This window comes from Shewanella sp. GD03713, assembly GCF_029843705.1.
GTDB lineage: Bacteria > Pseudomonadota > Gammaproteobacteria > Enterobacterales > Shewanellaceae > Shewanella.
Genome location: NZ_JAOCIW010000001.1, coordinates 119,076 through 145,242, shown reverse-complemented (window position 1 = coordinate 145,242; position 26,167 = coordinate 119,076). Strand labels below are relative to the sequence as shown.

The following is a 26,167-nucleotide window of genomic DNA, read 5'->3' as shown; positions in this document are numbered from 1 at the left end:
AGATTGACCCTATCGCCACGAATCATAGAGATTAAAAAAAGCAGCCTAAGCTGCTTTTTTATTATCGCGTTGAATATCGCAATGATGCTTAGGCCTGTGGTTGGCTTTGGGGGTTCATAATGCTCTCGCCGCCCTTTGATGCCAACTTAGCTAAATCTTTATCGATAAAGAACAGTGCTTTACCATCTTCGCCCACTAAACGGATCTTATCGACGATCGACTTAAACAGCTTTTCTTCTTCGTGCTGCTCGGCCACATACCATTGCAGGAAGTTGAAGGTCGAATAATCTTGGTTTGAAAAGGCTGCATGGGCCAAGGCATTGATCTTACTGGTGATCAACTGCTCATGCTCATAGGTCAGCTCGAATAACGCCAGCAGAGAGTCAAACTGTGACTGCGGCGCTTCAATGGCCCCCAGTAGAGGTAAGCCGCCGGTTTCGCTCACATAGGTGAACAAACGACGCATATGGCCCATCTCTTCATCCGCATGTTCGCGCATAAATTTTGCTGCGCCTTCAAAGCCTTGATCTTCACACCATGCGCTCATTTGCAGGTATAAATTAGAGGAGAAGAACTCCATATTAATTTGTTCATTCAACTTTTCGATCATGGTTGCAGACAGCATAGTTAATCCTCTTGGGCATTCGAACTGAAATCTTGGCACACATTGTCATGAAGGGCGTCGCCAAAAGCAACAAAATTTACCTTTGTTTATAGAGCTAAGTTAATGATTCATTGATAAAAATGATTTTCATTTGTTCATAGACTCGTATTTGGCAGCATATCCAAGTCGTCGCAAAATGACGTCTTGCTAGCATTTTCTTTAGGCAAGACTTAAGCAAAACTGTCTGACAAATCACATAAACCCCTATGCAGATCATAGCCAAGCAAGCACAGCGTGGCATAATAGCCAGCATATTTGCCCAACCTTTTGCCCATAAGGAAGACCCGATGTCCGTGAAAGCCGATCCTTGTTCGCAACCTAGCTTAATGCATCCAGATCAAGCCATTCCCCTTCTGCTTGAGCAGGTTAGCCCAGTGTCAGACACAGAAGTCGTTACCCTTCCCCATGCGCTTGGCCGCGTCTTGGCCGAGGATTTGGCCTCTTGCATCGATTTGCCGCCCTTCGATAACTCCTCGATGGACGGCTACGCCTTTCGCTTTGCCGACTTAAATAATCAGACCAATCAAACCACATTAACCCTGATTGGTAGCTCCTTTGCAGGCCATGGTTTTGAAGGTGAAATAACCCCTCACTCCTGCGTGCGTATAATGACGGGCGCACCAGTGCCAGCGGGTTATGACACAGTGCAAATGCAGGAAGAAACCCAAGCGCAGGGCAATCAAATCCAAATCAATCACCCTAAGGCTAAGGGTGCCAATGTGCGTTGCCGCGGTGAAGAGCTGCTGCAAGGCACTAAAGTTCTAAAGGCGGGCATCGAAATTAACGCCGCAGAACTCGGCGTATTAGCCACCATTGGCGTGAGTCAGGTGCGGGTTTACCGCCAACTCAAAGTCGCGTTTTTCTCCACTGGGGATGAACTGCGCCCCGTGGGCAGCGACTTAGCACCGGGACAAATTTACGATTCAAATCGTTATTCCATCCAAGGCTTACTCAGCCGCGCCAATGTGGAATGGTTGGATTTAGGCGTGATAGCCGACGACCCAGAGGCCATTCGCCACGCATTTCGCCATGCCGCGAGCCAAGCGGATATGGTGTTAACCTCGGGCGGCGTCTCGGTCGGTGAAGCAGATTTTACTAAGCAAATCCTTGATGAAGAAGGCAAAATCACCTTCTGGAAACTCGCCATTAAACCGGGCAAACCCTTTGCCATGGGACGCATAGGCAAGGCGGTATTCTGCGGCTTACCGGGCAATCCCGTGTCTTCCATGGTGACCTTCTACAAGTTGGTGTGGCCCATTCTGAATAAGATGCAGGGCTTAACCCCGAAGGCGCCACTGATGCTTTCCGCCACTCTGACAACTCCCGTGCGTAAACAGCCCGGCCGTGTCGAATATCAGCGCGGCATTTTATCCCGCAATGCACAGGGCGAGTTGGAAGTGGCCATCACGGGCAGCCAAGGTTCGGGCATGTTGACCTCTATGAGTCTGGCGAATTGTTTCGTACTGCTGGAGCAATTCCAAGGTGACACCCCAGTGGGCACGCAAGTGACGGTTGAACCTTTTAATTCAGTGCTCTGCTAAGGTACGCCTCGATGAATGAACAACTAGAGATCCTCAGCGACGGCGAACTCACCCGCTACAGTCGCCAAATCTCCATCAAGGCGATGGATATCGACGGCCAAGAGCGCTTAAAACTCGCCAGAGTCTTGATGATTGGCGCCGGCGGTTTAGGCTGCGCGGCGGGGCAATATCTCACCGTTGCGGGCATTGGCGAGCTGACTCTAGTGGATTTCGATACGGTCGAACTCTCTAATTTGCAGCGCCAAGTGCTGCATCAGGATGCGACTATCGGCCAACCTAAGGTCGAGTCGGCCAAGCAGAGCCTTAACCGACTCAATCCTCACGTTAAAATCAATACCATCAATGCGGTATTGGATGACCATGAGATCGACGCCTTAGTCGCCAGCCACAGTATCGTGGTGGATTGCACCGATAATGTCAGTGTGCGTGAGCAGTTAAATCAGAGTTGTTTTAAGCACAAGATCCCGCTGGTCTCAGCCGCCGCGATTCGTATGGAAGGCATGGTTACTGTCTTCGACTATCAAGCGCAAACACCTTGTTATCATTGCTTTAGTTCACTTTTTGGTGAGCAGCAACTCAGCTGCGTGGAGTCCGGCATTCTCGCCCCCGTGGTCGGCATGGTCGGCTGCTTACAGGCGGTTGAAGCCATTAAAGTGATTGCGGGTATGGGCAAGACACTCGCAGGACGAATATTGATGATCGATGCCATGACCATGGAATTTCGCGAAATGAAACTCCCTAAACAACCCCGCTGCAAGATTTGTGGTGAATAACAGAGTAACCTTCAGCACTTAGCACGCTTTCTACAATTAAGGATATAAAAATCAATGGATTCTGAAAACAGCGTATTCGACCGCCGCATTACCGATGACACTCTCATTGGCGCGGGTCTTTATAATTTAGTGATTGGCTTAACCCTACTCTGGGGTTTTGCCGTGAACTATATAATGGTCAGCCATATCGACCCCGAAGCAATTGCCAGCGTTAACCCGTGGATTTTCTTTATCGGTTACTTCGCTTCGTGTTTCTTTGGGATTTACTTATTTCAAAGTTCGAGTAACCCCCTCGTCAGCTTTATTGGCTACAACTTTGTGGTCGTGCCCTTTGGCTTGATCATTAATATGGTCGTTAGCCAGTACGACCCCGAGCTGGTGACCGAGGCGATTCGAATCACGAGCTTAGTCACTATCGCCATGATGTGTTTGGGGACTATGTTCCCTGCCTTCTTCCAGAAAATCGCTGGGGTGCTGACTATCGCATTGTTATTAGTGATAGTCGTTGAACTGATTGAAATATTTATCTTTAAAACCCACCACGGCATTTTGGATTGGATAGTTGTGCTCATTTTCTGCGGCTATATTGGCTACGATTGGGGCCGTGCGAATCAAATCCCGAAAACCGTCGATAATGCCGTCGACAGTGCCGCCGCTTTGTATATGGATATCATCAACCTATTTCTGCGTATTTTGCGGATTTTAGGACGTAAATAAGTCACTCAACGACAAGGAAAACAGCATGAAGTTAACATCACCACTGTTGATCGGCCTGATTATGTGCGGCAGCTTAGTCGGCTGCGGCGAGAAGACTGAACCTGCAACTCAGGCGCCCGCCGAAGTAACAACCGAAGCCAAAGCTGGCGCTAAGGTGCAAATCGCCAACCCAGCCGCCGAATATTGCGTCTCACTGGGCGGCACTTCAGAAATCCAGAAGACAGCTGAAGGTGAACATGGCATTTGTACTTTACCAAGCGGTGAAAAAATTGATGAGTGGGCGCTATTTCGTCGCGACCACCCACAGGAAAACGCCCAGTAATTGAGGCTAGTAAAAAAAAACAGGCGCACTCGGCGCCTGTTTTTATGCCCCGCTGATGACCTGATTACGCCACTGCAAACGTTTAGCCTGCGAATGGAAACTCCATGCGAGCACCCGAGTGACCTTATTGCCCTGCTGCATCTCAATGGTTTTTACTGTATCGACACCCAACTTTTCCAAAGCCTGATAACAAGGCTTAAGGTTCTCCTGCTTCGACACTAAGCTGGTAAACCACAAACATTGCTCGGCAAACGCTTGGCTCTCGCGGATCATAGTAGTTAAAAATTGCTTTTCCCCCCCTTGGCACCATAACTCCGCCGCCTGACCACCAAAGTTTAAGGTCGCGCTGGTCGCTTTAGGCTGCTCACCACGATTAAGTTGCAGATTACGCACCTTGCGCAGCGAGCCTTCACTCGCTTCTTTTAACGAGCCATGAAAGGGAGGATTGCACAGAGTTAACTCGAAGCGATCAGAAGCTTTAATAATTCCATTAAAGACCGCCTTGTCATCCTGCTGCCGCCTTAAGGATAAGTGCCCCTGCAAACTCGGGTTATTGTCGATAATCCACTGCACATTGGTGAGCGACTCGGGATTAATATCCGAGGCGACAAACTGCCAGTCATACACTTGATGCCCTAGGATGGCATAAACGCCATTCGCCCCAGTGCCTATATCTAAGGCATGAATCGCCGCAGCGCGTTTAACTTTGCCGCCCTCAAATAACAAATCGGCCAAGTAATGTAGATAGTCAACCCGCCCAGGGATTGGCGGGCACAGCGCGCCCTTGGGGATATCCCAAAACGCCAGCCCATAATGATGATTCAAGAGAGCCGCATTCAGAGTTTTCACCGCTAAGGGATCGGCAAAATCGATAGATAAGGCGCCGTAGGGCGTGGGCCGGACAAAGGCTTTTAGCTTGGGATAACTCGCCATCAGGGCTGGAAAGTCATAACCATTAAGGTGCAAATTACGCGGATGTAAGCGCTTCTTCTCGACGTGCATTACTTTGGGCTTGCTGGCCGTTTTCGGTTTCGCAGTTTTGGGTTTGGCTAGCGATTTTGGCGTGCTTGGCTTACCCCGTTTACCTGCGGATGACATCGCGGGTTTAGCAGCAGTTTTAATGGCGGGTTTAGGCATAATGACTTATCAACAAGGGCGGGCTAATCCAAGGATCAGCCCTCAAACATATTGGCGGAATTAATCGTAAAGATAGGAGGTAAACAGTAGGTTGACCACTAAGGGTTTACCTGCCTCTTTGGTCAGCAGATTATTCACAGTATCGAAGCACTCGCGGCGGATTTCTTCACGGCCAGTGAGGGACTTAATCTTTTCTTCGGCCTGATTACCCAGCACTTCGATAATCGCGGCGCGCAGCAGCGGATCATGGCGCTCAACGATGACGAGATCATCGGGATTTTTGACCATCAGCTCGACACTGATCTTCACAAACCCCAGTTTTTTGCGGTTTGAAATATAGTTAGTCACGATTTCGGGTTCGAAACCGTAGTAAGCATAATCCCCTGCGGGAGTCGCTTCTTTCTCGTCGGCCGCATATGCACTCAATACAACACTGAATAAGATCAGGCAGGCTGATAATAATTTTTTCATCGCGGTTTACAGCTCCCTAAAAACAATAATGGTCAATGGAAGAAACTTCCCAATCTATCTGGTAGACTGCCGACGTTTGCTTATATTGTAACGAGTATTTAATGAATGTGACCAGCTTAAGCTTCCCCTATGGCGAATCTATTCAATGGTTTTGTGCCGATAACGCCAAAAATCTTCCCTCTTCTCCCCTTAAAGAATGGTTACTGGCACCGGGAAGCCTGACACAAAAGCTCAAGGGCTGTTGCGATAAATTCGAAGTCAAAATCCTCGGTGAAGGCCAATGTGCCCCGCTCGAAGGGGAATATCCCAAGCAAAATGCCGTTTGGGTGCGAGAAGTGTTACTCTGCCTCGATTCAGTGCCTTGGGTATTTGCTAGAACCTTGATCCCGCAATCTTTATTATCGACCCGCCAAGCCGATTTTTTAGGCCTAGGTACACGTCCACTGGGCGAATTATTATTTAGCCAAGACAGTTTTGTGCCCGGTCGCATCGAAATTGCACGCTTTACCACCGACAGTCGCCTCGCTCAGCTCGCTCAGAGTTTAGCGCAAAACGTCGAACACGAGCTCTGGGGACGCCGCCGATATTTCCACCATGACGAGGAGGAAATGTTTGTCAGCGAAATGTTCCTCCCGGCCGCGGTGCAGGCGATGGCTAAGCTATAGTCCTAACCTCTACGCTAAAACAAAAATGCCTCTATATCAGAGGCATTTTTCGTTAGCACATCCGCTTATTGACGCTGGCGACGCCACGCAAAGCCACCGAGCAGCATCAGGCTCAGCCAACCTAGACTGCCACCACTCGATGTTTCAGCAGGTGTCGTTGGTGCTGCCACGGTTACGCTTGAACTGCTGCTTGCGCTAGCATTTTGAGTATCTTTCACCGTCAGCGTGACAGTGTAAGTGCCCGCGCGAGTGTAAGTGTGGGTTGGCGATGCCGAAGTGCTTGAGGTGCCATCGCCAAAGTTCCATGTATAGCTTAGGCTACCAACGCCACCTGCCGAGGTGTTGCTAAAGTTCACCGTGAGCTGGTTGGTACTCGCACTAAAGCCAGCGGTTAAGGGAGTTAACGCTGGATCGGCATTCGCATTGGCTAAACGGATCACCGCAGTGCTGTTATCGCTGGCTTGAGAGACCACTTGCATAGTCAAACCAAGTTTTTGCAACACCATACCCGATTGAGGTTGTAGCGGTGCACTATAATCGAAACTATCGTCAAACAGGCTCACAGGCTCGAGGTTATTATCGCCGCTGTAAGCAGTTTGTCTTACCGTACTAAAGGCTGCATCGCGGATTTGTACATCGGTCGAGTTGTTGCCAATCATGTTCTGATCCGCATCTATCACCCCAATCAAACCGTGGCCAGGATGATCAGACACATTGTTATCGTAGTAACTAAAATCCTCTAACCACAGGAGTACACCGGGATCAAAACCTTTACTCTTTAATCCAGCATCGACACCATTATGACTGCGTAACTGGATAAGATAACGGGATGCAGGACCAGGACGAGTGTCGGTAATACGATTGTAACCTGCCAGAGTGGCTTTACCCGCAACCTCGGCATTATCGGCATATAGCTCAGTTGCACCTTGCTTAATGCTGATGTTGTCGATAGTGATACCGGACTCGATAGCGGCTTCATCGGTCACATAGGTAAATTCAATCGTCACAGCTTTACCAGCGTAGGCTGATAAATCATATTCCAATCCTACCCAAGCATCACTGCCTACTGCGGTCGAAATACTCGATGATTTACCCGTAATAATATGTCGAGCACTGTTAATCGCATTGACGGACTTAGTGTAATTGCCCGCCATCGCCACGCCGTTCACTTTGACCTGCATATAGTCGTAGTCGGCTTCAATTTCCCAACTCGCCTGCATCGCAAGCGTGAGTTTTTCACTCGTCGCCGGTAAATTTGCCGTAAAGCTCATGCTATTGCTCAGCATATCGCCTTGGCCAGAGTAATACTGATAACTCCCTTGATAGGGTGCTTTAAAGGCAATCGGAGCTGCAGGGAGAGGAATCGACACCTGATTCACTAGGTCTTGATTTGACGCTTGGTTCAGTGTCACCTCCATGCCAGATTTAGGAATGCTGTCTAAGCTGATTTCACGCTCATTCAGCCATTTACCTTTATATTTTGTCTGCAAATAGGAGCGTGCATAGGGGCTAAAACCGCTAGGCTTAGTTCCCGCAAGAGCGCCGGTCCAGCTACCACCCGACATTAAAGACCAAAAACCGACAGGGGAACCATCTTTGTTGGTGTTATCCGTAGTGTCATATTCATCGGGTAAACCCAGATCATGGCCAAACTCATGGGTACATACCCCGGTTGCCGCATCGATTGGTTGTATGGTGTAACCAAAGAGTTTTTTGGACGACCCAGGTAGGCTATAACCTTGCGTGCTTTGGTCAACGTAGTAACGGTGCGACCAAATCGCGCTATCCCCTAATTTGCCGCCCCCTGTCTCTTCCCCAATACTCGAGTGGAAAATCATCACATGGTCAATTATGCCATCGGGCTCATTTAGATTGCCGTTATCATTAAAATCGTATTGGTCTTCAACATCATAGGTTGCGAGTTCGGCCGCCGACATATTGGCTACCGCTTGGCTGACAGCCTCTTTAACCAGCTCAGTCACATTAGCATCGCTACCTGTATCGGCATCATTCGCGCCATAGTAATCGGCATTTTGGCTCGCGGTGTACCAACCTTTCACATCTCCCGTGAAGAAGAAAGTCTTGCCCGAAACAGCTTGGTAATATTGATAGGCCGAGTCTAAGGTTTGCCCTTGAGGACCATTAAAACCTGTGGTGGAGAAGAGTAAATTTTTATAGTGGGACGCAGGGTAACTGGAGTAATACATGTCGGTATCACTCGCCGTTAAACCATTGTTGTTATATTTTAAATCCGGAAAATCAATCAGTACGGTTAATACTTTCACCGTTTTGGTCACGTCGGCATCCGCTAACACCCGCTGTGCGGGCGCGCGCATCATCGCCGTCGACTTCACTTTTTGTAGCCTGTCATGCTCGGCTTCAACCACCATTCTCGGCTCTTTGGGCTGGGCTAGGCTGGCACGGGCAATATAGGCTTCAACGGCCGCTTGCTTAACGCTGTCGCTGGCATCTGCGGAGACTTCGCCCCGCTTGATCAACCAATAAAGGATCCTTTCTTTATTGATGACCCCTGCATCCGCTGGCGTATGATTGGGCGCCGCAATACTAGCGCCACTCAGCAAGGCCAACATCAATCCTAACGCTGTGATACTTTTTGAACTTCGCATTACTCTTCCTTCCGTCACAATGTGCGCTGTAGCCAAGCTATTTTCTAAGGCTAGTGCCTATTTGCTCTATGGCAAGTTTGTTTTTAGCGGCTCGCTATCTTGAATACCTTCCCCACTTTTCGAGGGATGTAAAAACATATCAGGACTACTTTTGCGTAACAACTTGATACATTCAGGGATGGGATTCTTTTTATGTTTTGTCAGCCGTTATTCAGCAAACAGGCCTCATCGCCCCTTAGGCATAAAAAAACCGCATTAACGGGCGTTAATGCGGTTCTTGCAAAACAGAGCTAGGTTTAGCTGGCGGTTTTCATATAGTTTGAAACCCCATCGAGGAACATTTGCACCGATATCATTACCAGTACCATCCCCATCAAGCGCTCAACTGCCGTTAAGCCTTTTTCACCCAACATGCGGGTAAAGAGCTTATAGAACATTAGGATAACCGCACTCGCCCCCCACGCAGACACTAGCGCTATCGTCCAGTCACCCATGCGAGTGCTGTCGGTGTGCGCGAGTAAAATAAGCGCAGCCAGAATCGATGGCCCTGCCATCAACGGAATCGCCATAGGGACGATAAAGGGTTCCTCTCCCGCCGCAAGACCCACCACGCCACCCGGCTGAGGAAAAATCATTCGAATGGCGATCAGGAACAGGATAATCCCGCCAGCAATACTGACTGACTCGGAACGTAGATTTAAGAAACTGAGGATGGCTTCGCCAGCATACAGAAAGGCCAACATGATCAATAATGCGAAAATCAGCTCGCGAATCAAAACCCTACGACGTTTTTTCGGGTCGATATGCCTTAAAATCGACGCAAAAATCGGTAAATTACCGAGGGGATCCATGATCAAAAACAACATTACCGCAGCAGAAAATATATCCATTTAACGTTATCAACACCCAAGCCAACATGAGCCGATATTGTATAACTTTTTCGCGTTACAGATGTGAAAAATTATCTATAAAATTCCTAATGATGGCCATAAGCCAGCATGCCATTGTCAATTTCCCTCCGACAAATACCAAGCGCACTGAGTTTACGCCCTCGAGCGTTAAAGGGATTTCTGCGCCTGCAATGATAGGTAAATGTCACTTTAGTAAATTGCCAGTAAGTCGCTGCTCATTTTGATTACAACTGGTATACTATGGCGTTTTTTCAGCAAAATTCGTGGAATCCATGCTCTATCTTCTCGCTAGCTGTATCGCACTATTAATCGGACCACTGTTTTATCGCTACTTTTCATCGGGCAGCGGCTTACAGAAGGGACTCGATGGCTTTATCTTCGTCTCTTTAGGCGGGCTAGTGCTGATCCATATTTTGCCTGAATTGCTCGAGCATGGCGGCCTATTGGCCATCGTCTTTGTCGTCCTCGGCCTCTGGGGACCGACCGCCAGCGAACGCTTATTCCATCGCTACTCAGAGATCACCCATAATCTAACCCTGTCACTCGGGATTGGCGGTCTTTTACTGCATACCATCACAGATGGTGGCGCTATGGTGCTGGCGCAGCAAGATGGCAATTCCAGCCTATTGGCGCTCGGGGTGATATTGCACCGACTACCTGTGGGTCTCGCCATTTGGTGGTTACTCAAACCTCAAGTCGGCACCCGTTGGGCGAGTTTAGTATTAGTCGCCATGATGCTGCTCACAGGCGTGGGTTATTTCGCGGGCGAACAATTATTATCCCAACTCAGTTTAGATAATACCGTTTATTTACAAGCCTTTGTGACAGGTTCAATCCTGCACGTCGTGCTGCATCAACCCCATGGTCAACACGACACCGATAAGCAAGGCCAGTATGAATATCAGGCCGGTATCGGCAGTTTACTGGGGATTGGATTATTGATGGTGCTGTTACTGATGGATTCTGGCGGCCATGAACATGCCCACCACGATCACAGCACCGAACAGCTCACCACTTGGTTAATGACCATAGCACCGGTACTTTTACTCAGCTATGCCGCGGCCGCGCTGCGATTCCAACTAGGGTTAACTCCGCAGGATAACAGCCTTGCTCGCCGTTGGTTCCAACGCTTAGCGGGCCCAGAGGCGCTTGTGCTCACCGCGCTACTACTTGGCCCTTGGCTGGCGCTATTCCAACTGCTCGTGGTGTTTATTATGAGTGCTTATCTGGCCCATGCTCGGGTCGAGATAACCGATCCCCACAGCAAGTTGCCCAACAATGCGTTGCGCTTTGGCTTTGCCCATCTGGTTGATCGCAGTGCCCCTTGGGTGCTCCTCAGCCTAGTGCTAGTCAATCTGATAGGCCATCCTTCGGTACCGTTAAGCAATCCTATGTTGCAGATTGCCGTACTCTTGTTGGTCTTTTTACCTATGCGTTTCTGTAACTTAGGCGCAGCAGTACTGTCGATTGCCCTCGCCTACAGCGGCTGGAGCCCTATTGCCATCATACTGCCTCTGATTGCAGCGCCCGTACTGAACATCGCCCAACTTAAACTCATGAGCTGGCCACAGCGCGGTGTTTTACTGGCGATAATTGCCGCCGCCCTCGTTGCCGCCCTCAGGTTACCTATGTGGTTCTCTTTAATCACCTTGCCTGAGGCAATTAACTTGGCCGCCTTGCTGGTTCTATCAGGCTTATTTGCCGCGAGCTTACTGCGCCTAGGGCCACGTAAGTTCTTACGCCGCTTGATGATGTTAAAACCGGCTAGCCATGGTCATAAGCACGGCCATGACCATGCACACGCCTCGGTTGCAGAAAGCGCCCATAGTCACAGCCATACACACTCTCATTCACATCAGAGTGGCGGCCACAGCCATAGCGATGCAAATAAGCACCATCACTAGCACTGTTCATTTGATCACAGACAGGCTAAGTTAATCCTACTCCTAGGATTAATTTAGCCTGTTATGTGCATACTCTTTGTCGCCCTTAAAACACATCCCCAGTATCCGCTGATCATTTGCGCCAATCGGGATGAGTTTCACCACAGACCCACAGCACCAGCACAATTTTGGCCACCGGAGCAGAATATGCTCGCGGGCAAAGATTTGCAGGCAGGGGGCACTTGGCTTGGGGTGAATAAACAGGGGCAAATTGCGGGAGTCACTAACCTAAGGGTGGCGCAAAAGTCCCAAGAGCCGATGCGCAGTCGCGGCGAGCTGATCATTAAAGCCTTAAGCTCGGGTTCGCTCATCTGCCCTAACTGGCTTGAGGAACACGCCGAAGATTATCAGCCATTTAATCTCGTGTTTGGCCAAGGTACTAATCTCTATTGCTTTAACAGTCTTAAGCGGAACACGGTGAAACTCACGGCAGGATTCCACGCCATTAGCAATGGCGCGCTTGATGATATCTGGCCGAAAATGGCTAAAGGCCAACGCTCGCTCGAGGCCCTCATCCAACAATCGGGGCCGCTTGAGCTAGAGTCGCTCATTCAGTTGATGCAGGATGATTCGCGGCCAGAGGATAACGAGCTACCCGACACTGGCGTCGGGCTAGAATGGGAACGCCGACTCGCGGCAATTTATATTCGTCACCCCGACTATGGCACCCGCTCCACCAGCATTTTGCTGCAAAATGCCCAAGGGGAAGTCCAATTTACCGAGGTAAGATACGACGGTAAGGGGCGACGACTAGGGCAGCAGGATTTTCACTTCACCCAGCCGTCACAATTACCTAAAGAGCCGGACTGTCTCGCCCACTTTTAGCTTGCTCGTCCGAGATCAGTGTATCAGTCCGAACTGTGGTCCATAGTGATCACCCAGCGGTCATCAATTTTTTCCACCAGCAGGGTAAACACCCCCGTGGGCGCATCCTTTTGCCGCTTTAAATCCCAGCGCCCAACGACCATAGCGGCGTAGTTACTGAGCATTTTGATTTCTTTGATGGTGAACTTCAGCTCACCTAAAGCCTCTTTATTCGGATAGTTTTTCTTGTAGGCGGCAAGGGTTTCATCCCAGCCATAACGAAACTTTCCATTAGAGACAAATCTAAGCTGTTCGCTCTTCCAATAACCCTGCATGTAAGCGTCAAGATCGCCGCGGTTCCACGCATCTTCCTGACCTTTTAGCATTTGGGCAATGTCATCCGTCGGCACAGCACTCACCTGCCCGACAAACAGCAACATCAGTACCGCGAGGCACTGTAAAATGTGTTTTTTCATCAATCCCTGTCGCAACATAGTATCGCTCCCCAACTATCAGGTTAGACTGTACTATAACCAAATTGGCGCAGACTATCTTGTCAAAGCCGATTTATAATTAAAAAAAGCTGATGATATTATTCATTTTTCGACTCTGAGCACCAAATTATGTTTACACATTTATGCCGCTGGCTACTCAAAATTTCAGGCTGGCAAATCCAAGGGCAGTTACCCTCTCAGGCCAAATACATTGTGATTGTTGCGCCACACACCAGTAATTGGGACTTTATCATCGGCGTGCTCGCCCGCGGCGCCTTAAACACCCGTATACACTTCCTCGGTAAGCATCAGTTGTTTATTCCGCCTTGGGGTTGGTTCTTCCGCGCTATCGGTGGCAGCCCTGTGGATAGGCGTAAAAACAATAATTTAGTCGATGCTGCCGTGCAGTTGTTTGCCACTCAGCCCGACTATAAACTCGCGCTCGCCCCCGAAGGTACTCGCAGCCCAGTGACCCGCTGGAAATGCGGCTTCTACCATATCGCCTCCAAGGCGCAGGTCCCCATAGTGCCAGTGGGCTTAGACTTTGCCCGTAAGGCCGTGGTGATCCAGCCGCCACTGCAACCAAAAGAAATAGAACAAGATATGGCGGAAATCCTCAGTTTTTACCGCAGCATTAAAGGGCGTCATCCCAAAACGATCCCCGACTATACGCCAGACAACAGACGTTAATGACTGAGGAATCACGGAGCGAAATATGCAGACCGAAACTTGGTTACTCTACCTTTTTGCGATTGTGTTGATTGGGATTTCCCCTGGGCCTATTGCCATGTTGTCTATGTCCCACGGCATTCATTTCGGTAAAAAACGTAGCATAGCCACAGGGCTTGGCAGTGTCAGCGCCGCGCTAGTGCTGATGGCAGCTTCGGCGGCAGGATTAGGCGCCATTATCAGCGCCTCGGAATACGGCTTTAGCTTGCTCAAATGGTGCGGCGCCGCCTATCTGGTGTTTTTGGGCATTAAACTCGTGCTCACCAAGTCGCAGGGACAAAAGCTGGAAGTGACGAAAACCGAAGGAAAAGGGACTGCTAAACAACTCTATAAACAGGCATTTTTAGTAGGGATCAGCAATCCTAAAGACCTGCTGTTTTTTGCGGCGTTATTTCCACAATTTATCGATTTAACCGCACCACAAATGCCGCAACTGACGATTCTTGCCCTCACCTGGGCGCTGGTCGATTTTAGTTTTGTGATGCTGTACGCCTCGATGGCGAATGTGCTGGCCCCGAGCCTAAAGGCCAGCAACAAACTGCATTGGTTTGACCGTACCAGCGGCGGCGTATTTCTCACCCTCGCCGCCATCTTAGTCAGTCGGGATTAGATTAGCCCTCGACTTTCACCGATTTTAGACTGCGGATATCGTTGCCTGTCGGCGCTTGGAAGGCCTGTAAACCAAACTCGGGCAATACGGCAAAGATATGGTCGAAGATATCCGCTTGTATCGCCTCATAAAAAGCCCAACGGGTGTCATTGGTAAAGATATAAATCTCTATCGGTAAACCTTCGGTCGTGGGGGCCAGTTGGCGCACCATCAGGGTCATATCCTTATGTACTTTATCGTGGCGTTGCAGGTACTCCTGCAAATAGGCGCGGAAGGTGCCGACGTTGGTCAGATGGCGACCGTTGACCTTCATGTCCAGATCCGACACTTTGGCATTCGACTCTTGAATTTCACTGATCTTGGCGGGGAAATACTCTTTCAAGCAATTGATTTTACTGAGGCGATTTCGCTCTTCCTCAGATAAAAACTTAATGCTGTTGATATCGATATTGACCGCACGCTTGATACGGCGCCCCCCCGATTCCGACATACCGCGCCAGTTACGAAATGCATCCGACACTAAGGCATAGGCGGGGATCATGGTGATGGTCTTGTCCCAGTTACGCACTTTGACCGTAGTTAAGGACACTTCCTCCACCGCACCATCGGCGCCGTACTTGTCCATTTGGATCCAGTCGCCCTTGCTCACCATGCGGTTGGCGGCGAGCTGAATGCCCGCCACAAAGCCCAAAATGGTGTCGCGGAACACTAACATCACAAAACCCGTTGCCACACCTAAACCGCTGAGGAAGTACACGGGGGACTGATCCGCCAGTACGGAAATCGACACGATCAGACCGACGAAGAACAGGAATAGTTTAATCAACTGTACAAAGCTTTTTACCGGCAAGCGGCGGCTGACTAGATTGACATCGGAAATCTCATTAACCGCATCGAGCCCAGCGTAAATAGCGCGGATCATCAGGATAACCAACCAAATACTCAATAGGCGGTCGACTAAACTGCTGAGCACGGGGTGCTCAGTTAAGGTAATGGGCACTAGCAGGTTGAGCACTATCGCAGGGACTAACATCGCCAGCTTTTCGAGCACTTTATAGCGCATAAACACATCGTCCCACGTCGCCTTGGAACGCAGGATCACCATGTTCACCGCGCGGATCACCCCACGGCGCATAATAAAATAGGCAATGGCCGCCACCAGCACACAGGCAAGCAGCATAATGCTCGTTGAAATGCTGTCGGACGGTTGGCTGTCGATCCCGACACTCGATAACCAGCCCGAGATTTCAAGGCGAATTTCTTGATCCACAATCTACTCCTAGAGAAACGGCTGGGTTATCTGCCCAATTAAGCCATCCCAAGATAAAGCCATTAGGTTGCGAGAGCATGGCGCGCTCACGATTGAAGTTAGCAACAACTATTTCACAACCATTTATTTTTCAAACGATTTTAGCATTCGAGGCCAAGAGCTTAAAGCGCATCGCAGTTTAAAATGCCAGATTGAGTCCTGCATCCATAGCGCAGCAGCTAATGGCCTAGCCGCTATTGCTCAAGTTTGGCCTGCGCCTGATCCAGTTCAGCTTGAGCCTCTGCCACCTTTTGGCGTTTTTTATTGATTTTATCCATAGACTTACCCGCAGCTATCGCATCAGTCAGCTCATTTTGACGTTCGACGAGTTTAGCTTCCAAGGCTTCAACCTTGGCTAAGCGCTCTTGGTATAGCTTGTCATCATCACAATGGGTTAGCACAGCTTGGCGCGCCTGCACTAAACCCTCTGCTTTTGCTTGATTACCCGCGGCTTTAGCCTCAACAAGCTGCGCCTCAATTGCAGCTAGCTTTGCAGCACAGCCTTTAGGGAGCTCATCCTGCGCCAATGCCGCGCCACTGCACAACAAGGCTAGCAAGCATCCGTATCGACAAAACATAGGCTCCTCCTTTAGGTGGCAATATTTAATCCTGTTATAGACTTGATAGTGCCATAGCTTATAACCACAAGCTGTATTTGTGCTTAAGTAAAATCGACTTTCTTGGTACAAATGCGACTTAGACAGTGACTTAATAGCAATAAATTGTTTATGTTAGGGCAAAATATTGACTCAGACGGATATCGGAGCCAGAAACCATGCCCAGTTCATTTCGCCTCAGCACGCTCAGCTCATTATTGCTGCTCTCTTCATCTGTGATGGCCGCCGATGTGGCAACTATCACCCTAGAGAATGGCGCTCAGGTCAGACTCAAAGATGACTTCACTTGGGAATATATCATCACGGAAACCAAAGTCGCGGCAGCGCCAGCGGTTGCCACAGTTGCTACCCCAACTACCGCGGTGACATCAACCGCAGCGGCCACAGCAGTAGCCAGCAGCACACCCGCCATTGAAGCAGCCCAACCTGTCACCACACTAACCGCAAACGCCATTGCGCGCCCCGAGCTCTTAGGCTCTACCGCTAAAGATGGCATTAAAGTCACCTTCAACGAGAGCCAATGGAAGGGCGATAAACTCGGCCTGACCTTCGAGCTTGCCAGTACTAGCGGTGAGCACGTGACCTTAGTTGAAGTCGAAGCTAGCTTCTTTGCCGACGATGGCACCTTGCTCAAAACCGAAAAACTGGAAGTCTGGGAAGCCATTTTCCGCATGCCAGAAACCTACCTACGTAAAGGCGAGCAACGTAAGAGCCCAGTGATTTGGGTCGAAGGCGTCGATAAAAACCGTTGGCAGAAACAACTGATTAATCTCAAGATCACTGAGATTAACTCGCGCTAATCCGACGAATGAGGTAAGGAATTGGCGTTAGCTTTCAATTCCTTACAAACACAAACGGGTGTTATCAGACGAATAAGCTACAATTGCCAGCATGCCCTTATTCCCCATATGAGCCAGATGCAAGATGCCCAATAGATATTCATCTCTCGCTCTTACACTCTGGCTCTGTGGTGTTAGTCACCATGCCATTGCCGATACGGTATTTCTGAACAATGGCGATAAAATTACCGGTGAGATTAAAGCGCTAGATGAGCAAAATCTGGTAATCAAACCTAGCTACGCCCCCAAAATCACTATCGAACGCAGCGCGGTTCGCAGCTTTGAAACCCGTGAGCCACAGCCCTGGAGCATCAATCGCTCAATCAAAGAGGTAACGGTTCAAGCTTCTGAATTAGATAGCTTTGTGCTGATAGACGATAAGCAGACCCCAATCAGCGAGTTAATCTATTCGGAACTCCTGAGTGACTCGGACTGGCACTACAGCGGGAGTGTAGAGGCCGCCATTGATGTCACCCATAACAGTAAAAACACTCAAAAGCTGCATGCTAAGGGAGATGTGACCGCCGAAACCTTAAACTGGCGTCATAACCTCAAGAGTGAAGTCCGCTACGAGACCGAAGACAAAACCACTAAGCGTAATACCCTCGAAGCCCATTACAGCCTCGACTATTTGATCAGTGACCATTGGTTCCTGCGGCAAGAGGATTATTATCAGGAGGATAAGCTCAACCTCGATATTCGCAGCTACTACGCCGCATTGGGTCCGGGCTATCGTTTTTGGGGCGTCAACCGCGACAAGCTCGACTTTGTACTCACCTACAACCACTTCTGGCTAGATTATCAAGTATTTACCTATGAGCTAAATGCTTGGGCGGCAACCATCAACTACAAACAATATTGGTTCGACGGTGTGTTAGAGACCTATGCAGATTTGCAAATTGCCTTTCCCGATATTCCTACCATTGAATATATTTCTGACTCGACGTTTGGACTAAAATATCTGCTGACACAACAGATTTATCTCTCATTCAAATACGATATCAATGAGACTAAATCCGCTGTGCAGCATTCGCGGGATATTTCCTACAGCCTAGGTTTAGGGGTTAACTTCTAAATTTACTGAGGTTTTACCACACAGGTCATTTCTGGCGCTTCGTATCCCCAGACAATTTTGGCTTCGCCATGGTGTTCCCACAGACTCTCATTTCGGCCTTGATACTTAGCGCCGCTGCCACTGGGCTGAACAAACATCAAGGACGTTTGATCGCCACGCTCGGCTATCAGAGTGGCAGGCTCAGTCTTAAAGTAACTGACCACGACTTCATTCGCCGGATTACCGTCGCAGACGTAAAATATCGGCCCAGTCATTTCCACGAGACGATACTGCGCCTGTAGCTCGGCAATCCGCGTCTGGTAACTCGACTCAACACAGGCGCGTTTATCTTCGCTCTTCCAACATTCATTACGGCCTTTGACCCAGCCCCGCTGCATGGCTTTTAGCATAGGAGGTTGCTCATTCTTTGCCTTATCAGCAGCTTGAGCGTATACCTCGGCCAGTTGCTGATCGAGCTTAGTCAAGCCCGCATCCTGACACACCTGCTCTTCGATACTGCCTGCCTGAACCTTGCCACAGTCAAAGGAAGGCTTTTCTGCGGCTATAGCAGGAACACTTAAGGCCACGGCTAAAAGCCCCGCCGCTCCTGCGGTTTGCATATTGATTCTCTTGGTAAATGTCATACCCGTGATTCCCTTTATTTATTGCTTATGGCTACCTGTTACCCATAGCTAACGCCACCTTGGCTTAACCTAAGCTGACTTAAGCTCAATCCCCCTCTTTGAGCGAGCAAAAATCAGCACTTAGCCACAAATACCTGCCAATGTTAGCTCTACAAGCTAACGGCTTTGCACAAACTCGAGTAAGTGTAGTGCAGCCACAGACGTTATCCCAAGAGTGTCCACTGAACGGACAATCGCGCGGACACATTTAAAGTCATAATGCGGACACTTTAGACTCTTCACGCGGACACATTTTTTATCGTTCTGATAAATAAAGAATATTTAATTGGCACATATTCTGCCTAGTCAGTGGGTCACCACACTTATCCCTATACAAGGAAGCATTATGAACACTCACACAAAAGTATTCGGCGGTTTATTGATCCTCGCGCTCATCCCCTGTGGGATTTGGGCAGCCCAACAGGTCAGCACTCAGTCATCTAGCGACACCCAAATCTCGATCAATAGCCGTAACTATCCTGACTTTTCGTGGATTTATGTACGCCAAGATGGCGAGCTCACGATTGGCGCGGGTGAGAGCCAAGATTGGAATAAACTCAAACGCCAAAGCAATGCTTATCAAACCGACTATCTGTGGGTCAAAACCGCTGGAAATAGCTATGTGATTACCGATCCGTCCTTAGTCAATCAAGTAAAAGAGGCGGTGCGCCCAATGCAGATCCAAGGCGAGAAGATGCAGCGTCTGGGTGAACAAATGCAGGTTAAGGGTGATGCCATCAGCGCCGAAACCAGCAAACTCTTAATCAATCTCGCCTCAAGTGAAAAAGATACTGAGGTTAACGCGCAAATTGAAAGCCTAGGTGCATCGATGGAAGTAATGGGCAGAGAGATGGAACAACTCAGCGAAGAGCACCAAGCATTAGTCGATGTGGCCGAGAAGCAGGTTTACGAGCTGGCGCAAAACGCGATAAAAAATGGCACCGCAGTACTAACACCTTAAGCCATTTTTAGCACTTAAAGGTAAATTATCGGTTATTCCAGTTATAGAGATTGAATTTCCTAGTGAAATTGACTATTTTCACGCCGCTTTGTTATTTCACTAGGAAAAGGATCAACATGGAACAAGCGATTAGCACAGGGAACGACAACCCCATTCAAATGGCCGATACCGTCTATTCGAAAGAAAAGTCACTGTTTGCAATTTTAGCAATTATTTCGGGACTAATTTGGGCCGTGCTGATCTTAGCCACCAAAGGTCTCGCCCTGATTTATGTGCTGATGTTTTTTATCATTTACCTCTTCACCCACTCGGCGTTTATCAGCTACTTAAAGGGCACGGCGGTTGAAATCAGCCCTGAGCAGTTCCCCGATTTACACAAACAATACCTCGCCTGCTGCGAGCGTTTAGAGATTAAAGAACCGCCCCGCGCCTACCTGTTAGCCGCCGATGGCATGCTAAATGCCCTCGCCACCCGCTTTTTACGCCGTAACTACATAGTGCTGTTCTCATCGATCGTGGATGCACTCGAGTCCGATAAAGATGCCCTTAACTTCTATATCGGCCATGAGTTGGGCCATATTCGCCGTAACCATATTGGTAAAGAGCCGCTGTTAGTGTTCGCCACTTGGCTGCCATTAGTCGGCGCCGCCTATGCCCGCGCCTGCGAGTACACCTGCGACCTGCACGGTCTGCGTTGCTGCAATAGCTTACGTTCGGCCACCAATGCGGTTGCCGTATTAGCCGCTGGGGTTGAGCAGTGGAAGCGGATGAATGTGGATCAATATATTCGCCAAACCCAAGAGTCGAGCGGATTTTGGATGTCCTTCCATGAGCTTAATAGCAGCTATCCATGGCTAACTAAACGTATGGCAAGAGTACAAGCGACCGCACAGGGCAAAATGTATGCAGCGCCTTCTCGCAGCGTATTCGCCTACCTCTTTAGCCTGTTTATGCCACGTATGGGCACAGCGGGCGGCGGGATCATCATCCTTGCGGCCATTATCGGTGTGGCCGCTGCGGTGGCGATTCCCGCATATAAGGAATACCAAGAGAAAGCAGGCGCAGCCAGCATTAACTATGATGATGCCAACTACGCCACCAGCACCCCGCAAATGGACTCTGAGCCCGCTAACGTGCCCGATGCCGCACTGGCTATCGAGCATATCGACCAGTTACATCAATCATTAGCCCCTATTACCGAGGTGCTGACTCAATACTACCAAAGCCATAAAGCTTGGCCGACCGAGTTAGAGCCGCTTGGCTTTACCGATGAGCAGCTAACCACCTTTAACCTTTATTCCGAGGGGATTGTTGGTTTTGTTGCCGGCGAAGCCTTAGGAGATTATCAAGGTTATGAGGTGTATCTGTCGCCCCAAGTTGACGAGCAAGATAATGTCACTTGGGTATGTAGCAGTAACGGTATTCCCGACGAATATCTACCAGCCGATTGCCAAGGCTAAGATCAAAAAGCGCTGCCAATGCAGCGCTTTTTATTTTAGGACAAATTAACCTTTTTGAATCGTCATTGTCCAAGCAGCATCACCCTTCTGCGCAAAGTGAATCACTTCGTGCCCAGCCTCTGCGGCCCAGCGCGGAATATTTTCAGTTGCTTGGCCACAATCGTAATCCAATACCACTTTATCACCAGTCTCAAGATTGGTGATTAAACGTTGCAACTCAATTAAAGGAAAAGGGCATAACTTACCCGTTGTGTCGAGATAGTGTTCCATATACAGCTCCTTTATCGAAATTAAATCTGCGCAAGGCGCATCGGCCTCAGTAGCGCAAAATAGTTAAAGCACCAACTACCCAATAAAATAGCAGGAATAAATAGCCAGCCTTGCCACGACAAATAGGCTGTACCAACCAGTGCGTTACCCAGCATACAGCCACCAGCAAGCCCACTGCCTACTCCCATAAACAAACCACCTACAAACCCAAACAATACGACTTTATGTCCAGGATAGCGCCAGCGCTGCTCAGCACTACCTCGGGCGGCAATGAAGGCACCGGCAAATAGCCCTAAGAGGAAATATCCAGGCCAACTAAAAAACTTAGTGTTGCCTGTGGTGATAAGATCCCATAATTGCGCACTTGGGCCACTGATCCCCACGCTACCAACCCGACCGCTCTCAAGGCTGGCTGGCCAAGCCAGCAGCGCTAGCAAACCAATCATTAGAGCTGTTACAAAAGGATGCCAACGCGCCTCAAACAACCAATGAGCTATCCCCGTTTTACGAGGCGCCATTAGCGCTACCGGACGTTTGCGGCGTTTGAGATAACTCAATGCCAACCATAATGTGAGTGAGACGAGAGCAAGCACGATCACCCAAGGGGAAACACCTAAAGTTTGATAGAGGGTTTGATCCTCAAGTTGATGCTGTTTCAAAGGCTTAAGAAGCCCTTTCATCTCATCAAGGCGCACAAATTTACTGGCAACAATAAAACCAAGCACCGCCATCACACTGGCTGCCAATCCTTCGGCTGCACGGTAATAGGCACCAGTAGAGCAACTTCCCGCTGCAGCCATCCCTACACCAAACAATATTCCACCCACTAAGGTGGCCAACCAGGGAAAATGCCCTTCGGGCAATTTAACCCAGCCCCACTCATAGAACAGTAACAGCCCTAAACTTTGGATGCTGATGGCAATCAAAATCGCGATCACCATGGTAAAGTCACGTTGTAGATAGGTATCGCGGATCCCTCCTGCCATACAGAATCTGCCCCTTTGCATCACAAAGCCCATAGCCAAACCAATCCCTAAGCCACTGATGATAGTTAGCATAGCCCTATCCTCAGCGCTGGATCAGATAACGAATCGTTGGCCCGTTCTGTTCAATCTCTAGCACTTTATAGCCATGATTCTTGGCATCGAGTGGAATATTATTGATTGACTGCGGGCAGTCACTGATCACTTCTAATATCTCCCCCGGCTTCAGTGTCGGCATGGCCTCAAGGGTTGCCACTGCGGGATAAGGACAAGGCTCGCCCACCATATCGAGTTGATAATCTGGAATATATTGACTCATTATGCCGCCTCCGCGATCAATTGTTCATCCCGCTTCGCCTTACGGGCAAAGAAACGTTTCTCCCACAGCAACATGGCCGCAAACGACAGCGCCAGCAGCAGATAGGTCAGCAATAAACCGCCCTTATCGCCAAAGCTAGAGAGCAAGTTAACCTTGTCCCAACTTGTGGCTAATGGCTGGGCTAAATCATCCCAGTAGTAGGCCAGCAGGGTTGAACCCAGTACGTTACCTAAACCAACCCACCAGAAATGCACTTGACCTTCGACGGCGCGATACATCCAACCCGTCTCACAACCACCCGCCAGTACAATGCCAAATCCAAACAGCAGGCCGCCAATCACCGCATTCGGGCCAGCCCACATGATTTTGGGCGGCACACCTAATTGCACATAGCTATAAATCCCGATGGCACTCACCGCCATACCGAGAATAATTGCCTTGGCCATATGGGTGCGCCCGGTGATCCACATATCACGAAATGCCGAGGTAAAGCAGATTTGTGCCCGCTCAATCAACAGACCAAAACCCACACCGCAGAGCATAGCGATACCCAGCTTAGGCGCATTGAACATTGTCAGTAATCCCCAGCCGATAATGGCCGCGAACACTAACATGCCGATACGAAAACGTCGTCTCGCTTGGTTTTCATCCTGTTTAACCGAGGTCGCCTTATCGACTTTCTTCAATTTCACCGGAATGCGAAACATAGGCAGTAGCGTAAAGCGCGCACCAAAGTAAGAACCCGCCGCCGTCGCCAGGGCAAAAAACCACGCATGTAAGGAAAACTGCGGAATCCCAGTGAAGAAGGCTGCTAAGTTACAGCCCATCGCCAAGCGCGCCCCAAAGCCAGCAATAATGCCGCCGATTAACGCCTGAGCGATGCGGATACGGCTCTGTGGCATACGCAGTTTGACGTTATTCGCCCACAGCGCCGCCGCAATACAACCACCAAACATGCCGATGATCATCATGCCGTCGATACGGTCTAAGGGAGAACCCTGTAAACCAATCACCTTGAAATAACCCCAAGTTTCAGGATTTGCACCAACCAGTTGCAGTAAGTGCCCGCCCCAGCGAGTAAATTCCCCCGTAACAGCCCAAAAAGTGCCAGTTAACCCAAAATAGTAAGTAGAAAGGATACCAGCGGCGATAACCGCAGGCATAGGTGCCCAAAAACGGACTAAATATTGTTGTTTAAATTCTTGCCATGTCATGTCATTACCCTAATGAACGAGACTATAAAAAATAAGCACGAGGCTTATACCCGTTGCCACACAAGCAAGGCACAATCCCTTAAAAATAAGGCGCTAAAGAATCTTAATTGTGTGGCGACACGCTTTAGATGGCTTTCGCTAGACAGCCACGATTTACTCCCGATAACCGATAGCTATGGGTGTAGAGCGTGGCTCTGCCATTACGGCAAAAACCGATAAGCGTGATGTTGCTTTTCTCTGCTAATTCCAACGCCAGTGAAGTCACGGCGGACATAGCAAACAGAATTTGGATATTGGCACTGGCGGCCTTTTGCACCATTTCGAAACTGGCGCGGCTAGTGAGCAACACTGCGACAGGTCGCTCTGCCTTACGCATTGAAAATCCACCGATTAATTTATCCAGTGCAATGTGCCGCCCTATGTCCTCAAAGGCGGCGATGATTTGTCCTTCCTCGTCTAAGCCCATGGCGGCGTGGGTTGCCCCCGTGAGCTTAAAGTGATGTTGATTCTCTTTGATCTGCTCAAGGGCGAGCTGCAGATGATCGATATTAAATCTGGCGTCCGAGTCGACGCGGATAACAGGTTTAACCGCCTCTTCTAGCTGCGCTACACCGCAAAGGCCACAGCCAGTGCGCCCCGCCATATTGCGCCGCTGCTGCTTGAGTTCCATAAAGCATCTTTGGGTGATCTCCACCTGAATGAGCACGCCTTCGGGGGTGAACTCCAGATCCACCCCTTTGATTTCATTCACATGGGAAACAATCCGCTCCGACAAGGTAAAGCCAATGGCGAACTCTTCGAGATTTTCTGGGCTGGCGAGCATCACAGTGTGGGCGATGCCGTTATACACCAGCGCCACTCGTACCTCGTTAGCCACATAATCGGTTAACTCGGAGGCCTGTCCCTGCTCTAAAAGGGTCACCTTTCTTTCAGTAACCACGGCGTGTGAATGATATTCCATAGCGACCCTCTAAACTCATTAATTCAAATAAAAACAATTGGTTTGCCAGTAAAGTTCGACTCAAGTCACAAAGCGACTAACGAAATACGAATGCGCTTGATTCATGTTTAAGCATTTTCTACTATCGGTCTGTCTTCGAATGGAAGAACGTCGTCTCCGGTGAGGCGTCCGGATTTCAAATCCGGGTAGGGCTGCCAGCAGTCCTGGGTAGGTTCGACTCCTATGTTCTTCCGCCAATTCTCATGGGAATAAAACAGTTCCCCATCCCGGATCTCCCGACTGTTACTGCGATACTTCCTACGGGTAAAACCACTGCGGTCAAAAAACTCCAACAGCTGAATGCTGACCTTACGGCCTAGGCCAATCAGATCCTTAAACTCTGCGGTTTCGAGCTTGCCGTGGGTTTCCACATGCTCACGCACCAGATTGGCGTAATGGCACAACTGCTCGCTCAGCAGATATCTGTCCTTCACTACGGCGGTAATAAAGCCCTGTTGCACCAGTTGAAAACACAGCAATCTGAGTTTGGCTGGCTCGAGTTCGAGATATTCCCCCATCTCAGTCACCCACACGGGCGAGGTTTGCAGCGCCAACCAAGGGGCCAAGCGCTGCCAGCACTGCTGCGCCTCGCTATCGAGGACAATCCTGTGTTCCGCCAACTGCAGCAGAGCGCCGCGCAGCACCATCTGCCCATCTTGGCAGAGGCTATCGAGCACCTTATTGGCCAGCTCGTTGGGTAATATGCTGTGGCTCATGCGTTGTAGACGATTACGCCCAAGCCCTAGTTGGTCGGGATGCTGTTGGTGATACTCACGTAACAGCTCGATAAACTGCTGTTTTTCTTGCTCAAGTAACTGGGTCGATAGTCCATAGGCGCCGAGACGAGTCAGCCCCGCCTGCGCCAGCATGGCTGCGAGCCCTTCATCGGTTAGCTGCCAGCGCCAATGGATTTCATCAATACTGAGCGCCTCACTCTGGCCGAGTAGCGCCAGCACATTCACCGGATTGGAGAGCTTGGTCAGCTGTTGCAGCTTACTGACACGCTCCGGCGTACGCTTCTTACGATTGGGGACTTTTAATGCCAGCACC

At 49.6% G+C, this 26,167-nt stretch carries 28 protein-coding genes and 1 tRNA gene; 15 read left to right on the top strand and 14 right to left on the bottom strand.

The features are described from left to right. Positions 1 to 88 precede the first annotated feature (88 nt). Positions 89 to 625 (bottom strand): non-heme ferritin, encoded by a 537-nt coding sequence (ftnA, locus tag N5E87_RS00690; protein WP_011620966.1) that lies wholly within the window; start codon positions 623 to 625, stop codon positions 89 to 91. Between the two features lie 326 nt (positions 626 to 951). Between ftnA and moeA the strand changes: the two genes are divergently transcribed. Genes moeA through N5E87_RS00670 form a run of 4 tightly spaced genes read left to right on the top strand, consistent with a single transcriptional unit; the run spans position 952 to position 4,017 of the window. Then, positions 952 to 2,205 (top strand): molybdopterin molybdotransferase MoeA, encoded by a 1,254-nt coding sequence (moeA, locus tag N5E87_RS00685; RefSeq protein WP_279774899.1) that lies wholly within the window; start codon positions 952 to 954, stop codon positions 2,203 to 2,205. A gap of 11 nt (positions 2,206 to 2,216) precedes the next feature. Then, the gene (moeB, locus tag N5E87_RS00680) at positions 2,217 to 2,978 is read left to right on the top strand and encodes a molybdopterin-synthase adenylyltransferase MoeB (RefSeq protein ID WP_220056987.1); all 762 of its coding nucleotides are present in this window, start codon (positions 2,217 to 2,219) and stop codon (positions 2,976 to 2,978) included. Between the two features lie 54 nt (positions 2,979 to 3,032). After that, complete coding sequence (locus tag N5E87_RS00675; protein WP_279774898.1) at positions 3,033 to 3,695, top strand: Bax inhibitor-1 family protein; 663 nt, start codon at positions 3,033 to 3,035, stop codon at positions 3,693 to 3,695. Between the two features lie 25 nt (positions 3,696 to 3,720). Then, on the top strand, positions 3,721 to 4,017 hold the full coding sequence (locus N5E87_RS00670; RefSeq protein ID WP_086902879.1) for a DUF333 domain-containing protein: 297 nt from the start codon (positions 3,721 to 3,723) through the stop codon (positions 4,015 to 4,017). Between the two features lie 42 nt (positions 4,018 to 4,059). Here N5E87_RS00670 and rlmF read toward each other — a convergent pair whose 3' ends face one another. Further along, complete coding sequence (gene rlmF / locus N5E87_RS00665) at positions 4,060 to 5,154, bottom strand: 23S rRNA (adenine(1618)-N(6))-methyltransferase RlmF (protein ID WP_279774897.1); 1,095 nt, start codon at positions 5,152 to 5,154, stop codon at positions 4,060 to 4,062. Positions 5,155 to 5,214: 60 nt separating this feature from the next. Next, positions 5,215 to 5,625 carry a flagellar basal body-associated protein FliL gene (locus tag N5E87_RS00660; RefSeq protein ID WP_011715399.1) on the bottom strand — a complete coding sequence of 137 codons (411 nt, stop codon included), beginning with the start codon at positions 5,623 to 5,625 and terminating at the stop codon, positions 5,215 to 5,217. 101 nt (positions 5,626 to 5,726) lie between these two features. Here N5E87_RS00660 and N5E87_RS00655 point away from each other — a divergent pair, with 101 nt between their 5' ends. Then, positions 5,727 to 6,290, top strand: coding sequence for a chorismate lyase (locus tag N5E87_RS00655; protein ID WP_279774896.1), 564 nt, complete (start codon positions 5,727 to 5,729; stop codon positions 6,288 to 6,290). A gap of 65 nt (positions 6,291 to 6,355) precedes the next feature. On the opposite strand, the gene N5E87_RS00650 is transcribed toward N5E87_RS00655, so the two are convergent. Beyond that, the gene (locus N5E87_RS00650; protein ID WP_279774895.1) at positions 6,356 to 8,917 is read right to left on the bottom strand and encodes an immune inhibitor A domain-containing protein; all 2,562 of its coding nucleotides are present in this window, start codon (positions 8,915 to 8,917) and stop codon (positions 6,356 to 6,358) included. Between the two features lie 296 nt (positions 8,918 to 9,213). Next, positions 9,214 to 9,807 carry a YhgN family NAAT transporter gene (locus N5E87_RS00645; protein WP_089066652.1) on the bottom strand — a complete coding sequence of 198 codons (594 nt, stop codon included), beginning with the start codon at positions 9,805 to 9,807 and terminating at the stop codon, positions 9,214 to 9,216. A 293-nt stretch (positions 9,808 to 10,100) separates the two neighbouring features. On the opposite strand from N5E87_RS00645, the gene N5E87_RS00640 reads away from it, so the two are divergent. Next, positions 10,101 to 11,732 (top strand): metal transporter, encoded by a 1,632-nt coding sequence (locus N5E87_RS00640; protein WP_279774894.1) that lies wholly within the window; start codon positions 10,101 to 10,103, stop codon positions 11,730 to 11,732. 63 nt (positions 11,733 to 11,795) lie between these two features. Beyond that, entirely contained in the window at positions 11,796 to 12,596 is an 801-nt protein-coding gene (locus N5E87_RS00635; protein ID WP_279774893.1) for an NRDE family protein, read from the top strand. A gap of 23 nt (positions 12,597 to 12,619) precedes the next feature. Here the strand turns inward: N5E87_RS00635 and N5E87_RS00630 are convergent, their stop codons facing one another. Further along, entirely contained in the window at positions 12,620 to 13,069 is a 450-nt protein-coding gene (locus N5E87_RS00630) for a nuclear transport factor 2 family protein (RefSeq protein WP_086902886.1), read from the bottom strand. 129 nt (positions 13,070 to 13,198) lie between these two features. On the opposite strand from N5E87_RS00630, the gene N5E87_RS00625 reads away from it, so the two are divergent. Then, the gene (locus N5E87_RS00625) at positions 13,199 to 13,759 is read left to right on the top strand and encodes a lysophospholipid acyltransferase family protein (protein ID WP_279774892.1); all 561 of its coding nucleotides are present in this window, start codon (positions 13,199 to 13,201) and stop codon (positions 13,757 to 13,759) included. A 25-nt stretch (positions 13,760 to 13,784) separates the two neighbouring features. After that, entirely contained in the window at positions 13,785 to 14,408 is a 624-nt protein-coding gene (locus N5E87_RS00620; RefSeq protein WP_089066649.1) for a LysE family translocator, read from the top strand. Between the two features lies 1 nt (position 14,409). Here N5E87_RS00620 and N5E87_RS00615 read toward each other — a convergent pair whose 3' ends face one another. Beyond that, positions 14,410 to 15,678 carry a mechanosensitive ion channel domain-containing protein gene (locus N5E87_RS00615; protein ID WP_011715390.1) on the bottom strand — a complete coding sequence of 423 codons (1,269 nt, stop codon included), beginning with the start codon at positions 15,676 to 15,678 and terminating at the stop codon, positions 14,410 to 14,412. Between the two features lie 233 nt (positions 15,679 to 15,911). Beyond that, entirely contained in the window at positions 15,912 to 16,295 is a 384-nt protein-coding gene (locus N5E87_RS00610) for a DUF1090 domain-containing protein (RefSeq protein ID WP_086902889.1), read from the bottom strand. 197 nt (positions 16,296 to 16,492) lie between these two features. On the opposite strand from N5E87_RS00610, the gene N5E87_RS00605 reads away from it, so the two are divergent. Both N5E87_RS00605 and N5E87_RS00600 read left to right on the top strand, forming a co-directional pair. Then, entirely contained in the window at positions 16,493 to 17,134 is a 642-nt protein-coding gene (locus tag N5E87_RS00605; protein WP_086902890.1) for a DUF3157 family protein, read from the top strand. A 124-nt stretch (positions 17,135 to 17,258) separates the two neighbouring features. Continuing rightward, a complete protein-coding gene (locus N5E87_RS00600; protein ID WP_086902891.1) occupies positions 17,259 to 18,248 on the top strand; it encodes a DUF481 domain-containing protein in 990 nt (329 codons plus the stop codon). A 2-nt stretch (positions 18,249 to 18,250) separates the two neighbouring features. Here the strand turns inward: N5E87_RS00600 and N5E87_RS00595 are convergent, their stop codons facing one another. Continuing rightward, positions 18,251 to 18,871, bottom strand: coding sequence for an MliC family protein (locus tag N5E87_RS00595; protein ID WP_086902892.1), 621 nt, complete (start codon positions 18,869 to 18,871; stop codon positions 18,251 to 18,253). A gap of 385 nt (positions 18,872 to 19,256) precedes the next feature. Here N5E87_RS00595 and N5E87_RS00590 point away from each other — a divergent pair, with 385 nt between their 5' ends. Continuing rightward, positions 19,257 to 19,871: a hypothetical protein gene (locus N5E87_RS00590; protein ID WP_086902893.1), complete on the top strand. Its 615-nt coding sequence runs from the start codon at positions 19,257 to 19,259 to the stop codon at positions 19,869 to 19,871. A 116-nt stretch (positions 19,872 to 19,987) separates the two neighbouring features. Continuing rightward, positions 19,988 to 21,331: a M48 family metallopeptidase gene (locus tag N5E87_RS00585; protein WP_086902894.1), complete on the top strand. Its 1,344-nt coding sequence runs from the start codon at positions 19,988 to 19,990 to the stop codon at positions 21,329 to 21,331. A gap of 45 nt (positions 21,332 to 21,376) precedes the next feature. On the opposite strand, the gene N5E87_RS00580 is transcribed toward N5E87_RS00585, so the two are convergent. The 5 genes from N5E87_RS00580 to fdhD form a co-directional block, all read right to left on the bottom strand. Continuing rightward, positions 21,377 to 21,601 carry a sulfurtransferase TusA family protein gene (locus tag N5E87_RS00580; RefSeq protein WP_086902895.1) on the bottom strand — a complete coding sequence of 75 codons (225 nt, stop codon included), beginning with the start codon at positions 21,599 to 21,601 and terminating at the stop codon, positions 21,377 to 21,379. 20 nt (positions 21,602 to 21,621) lie between these two features. After that, complete coding sequence (locus tag N5E87_RS00575; protein WP_217895400.1) at positions 21,622 to 22,659, bottom strand: YeeE/YedE family protein; 1,038 nt, start codon at positions 22,657 to 22,659, stop codon at positions 21,622 to 21,624. A 10-nt stretch (positions 22,660 to 22,669) separates the two neighbouring features. Further along, positions 22,670 to 22,903 (bottom strand): sulfurtransferase-like selenium metabolism protein YedF, encoded by a 234-nt coding sequence (gene yedF / locus N5E87_RS00570; protein WP_011070517.1) that lies wholly within the window; start codon positions 22,901 to 22,903, stop codon positions 22,670 to 22,672. After that, positions 22,903 to 24,117 carry a selenium metabolism membrane protein YedE/FdhT gene (gene yedE / locus N5E87_RS00565; protein ID WP_011715383.1) on the bottom strand — a complete coding sequence of 405 codons (1,215 nt, stop codon included), beginning with the start codon at positions 24,115 to 24,117 and terminating at the stop codon, positions 22,903 to 22,905. The genes yedF and yedE overlap by 1 nt, the downstream gene beginning before the upstream one ends. A 124-nt stretch (positions 24,118 to 24,241) precedes the next feature. Then, on the bottom strand, positions 24,242 to 25,078 hold the full coding sequence (gene fdhD / locus N5E87_RS00560; RefSeq protein WP_086902896.1) for a formate dehydrogenase accessory sulfurtransferase FdhD: 837 nt from the start codon (positions 25,076 to 25,078) through the stop codon (positions 24,242 to 24,244). Between the two features lie 141 nt (positions 25,079 to 25,219). On the opposite strand from fdhD, the gene N5E87_RS00555 reads away from it, so the two are divergent. After that, positions 25,220 to 25,314: transfer RNA gene (locus N5E87_RS00555), tRNA-Sec, on the top strand. A gap of 174 nt (positions 25,315 to 25,488) precedes the next feature. Beyond that, on the top strand, positions 25,489 to 25,818 hold the full coding sequence (locus N5E87_RS00550) for a hypothetical protein (RefSeq protein ID WP_256657237.1): 330 nt from the start codon (positions 25,489 to 25,491) through the stop codon (positions 25,816 to 25,818). Positions 25,819 to 26,167: the final 349 nt, after the last annotated feature.

What these genes read in the sequence shown, in the direction of transcription:
- ftnA (WP_011620966.1), bottom strand. Translation starts at nt 625, where the DNA reads ATGCTGTCTGCAACCATGATCGAAAAGTTGAATGAACAAATTAATATG.
- moeA (WP_279774899.1), top strand. Translation starts at nt 952, where the DNA reads ATGTCCGTGAAAGCCGATCCTTGTTCGCAACCTAGCTTAATGCATCCA.
- moeB (WP_220056987.1), top strand. Translation starts at nt 2,217, where the DNA reads ATGAATGAACAACTAGAGATCCTCAGCGACGGCGAACTCACCCGCTAC.
- N5E87_RS00675 (WP_279774898.1), top strand. Translation starts at nt 3,033, where the DNA reads ATGGATTCTGAAAACAGCGTATTCGACCGCCGCATTACCGATGACACT.
- N5E87_RS00670 (WP_086902879.1), top strand. Translation starts at nt 3,721, where the DNA reads ATGAAGTTAACATCACCACTGTTGATCGGCCTGATTATGTGCGGCAGC.
- rlmF (WP_279774897.1), bottom strand. Translation starts at nt 5,154, where the DNA reads ATGCCTAAACCCGCCATTAAAACTGCTGCTAAACCCGCGATGTCATCC.
- N5E87_RS00660 (WP_011715399.1), bottom strand. Translation starts at nt 5,625, where the DNA reads ATGAAAAAATTATTATCAGCCTGCCTGATCTTATTCAGTGTTGTATTG.
- N5E87_RS00655 (WP_279774896.1), top strand. Translation starts at nt 5,727, where the DNA reads ATGAATGTGACCAGCTTAAGCTTCCCCTATGGCGAATCTATTCAATGG.
- N5E87_RS00650 (WP_279774895.1), bottom strand. Translation starts at nt 8,917, where the DNA reads ATGCGAAGTTCAAAAAGTATCACAGCGTTAGGATTGATGTTGGCCTTG.
- N5E87_RS00645 (WP_089066652.1), bottom strand. Translation starts at nt 9,807, where the DNA reads ATGGATATATTTTCTGCTGCGGTAATGTTGTTTTTGATCATGGATCCC.
- N5E87_RS00640 (WP_279774894.1), top strand. Translation starts at nt 10,101, where the DNA reads ATGCTCTATCTTCTCGCTAGCTGTATCGCACTATTAATCGGACCACTG.
- N5E87_RS00635 (WP_279774893.1), top strand. Translation starts at nt 11,796, where the DNA reads ATGTGCATACTCTTTGTCGCCCTTAAAACACATCCCCAGTATCCGCTG.
- N5E87_RS00630 (WP_086902886.1), bottom strand. Translation starts at nt 13,069, where the DNA reads ATGTTGCGACAGGGATTGATGAAAAAACACATTTTACAGTGCCTCGCG.
- N5E87_RS00625 (WP_279774892.1), top strand. Translation starts at nt 13,199, where the DNA reads ATGTTTACACATTTATGCCGCTGGCTACTCAAAATTTCAGGCTGGCAA.
- N5E87_RS00620 (WP_089066649.1), top strand. Translation starts at nt 13,785, where the DNA reads ATGCAGACCGAAACTTGGTTACTCTACCTTTTTGCGATTGTGTTGATT.
- N5E87_RS00610 (WP_086902889.1), bottom strand. Translation starts at nt 16,295, where the DNA reads ATGTTTTGTCGATACGGATGCTTGCTAGCCTTGTTGTGCAGTGGCGCG.
- N5E87_RS00605 (WP_086902890.1), top strand. Translation starts at nt 16,493, where the DNA reads ATGCCCAGTTCATTTCGCCTCAGCACGCTCAGCTCATTATTGCTGCTC.
- N5E87_RS00600 (WP_086902891.1), top strand. Translation starts at nt 17,259, where the DNA reads ATGCCCAATAGATATTCATCTCTCGCTCTTACACTCTGGCTCTGTGGT.
- N5E87_RS00595 (WP_086902892.1), bottom strand. Translation starts at nt 18,871, where the DNA reads ATGACATTTACCAAGAGAATCAATATGCAAACCGCAGGAGCGGCGGGG.
- N5E87_RS00590 (WP_086902893.1), top strand. Translation starts at nt 19,257, where the DNA reads ATGAACACTCACACAAAAGTATTCGGCGGTTTATTGATCCTCGCGCTC.
- N5E87_RS00585 (WP_086902894.1), top strand. Translation starts at nt 19,988, where the DNA reads ATGGAACAAGCGATTAGCACAGGGAACGACAACCCCATTCAAATGGCC.
- N5E87_RS00580 (WP_086902895.1), bottom strand. Translation starts at nt 21,601, where the DNA reads ATGGAACACTATCTCGACACAACGGGTAAGTTATGCCCTTTTCCTTTA.
- N5E87_RS00575 (WP_217895400.1), bottom strand. Translation starts at nt 22,659, where the DNA reads ATGCTAACTATCATCAGTGGCTTAGGGATTGGTTTGGCTATGGGCTTT.
- yedF (WP_011070517.1), bottom strand. Translation starts at nt 22,903, where the DNA reads ATGAGTCAATATATTCCAGATTATCAACTCGATATGGTGGGCGAGCCT.
- yedE (WP_011715383.1), bottom strand. Translation starts at nt 24,117, where the DNA reads ATGACATGGCAAGAATTTAAACAACAATATTTAGTCCGTTTTTGGGCA.
- fdhD (WP_086902896.1), bottom strand. Translation starts at nt 25,078, where the DNA reads ATGGAATATCATTCACACGCCGTGGTTACTGAAAGAAAGGTGACCCTT.
- N5E87_RS00550 (WP_256657237.1), top strand. Translation starts at nt 25,489, where the DNA reads ATGCTCACGCACCAGATTGGCGTAATGGCACAACTGCTCGCTCAGCAG.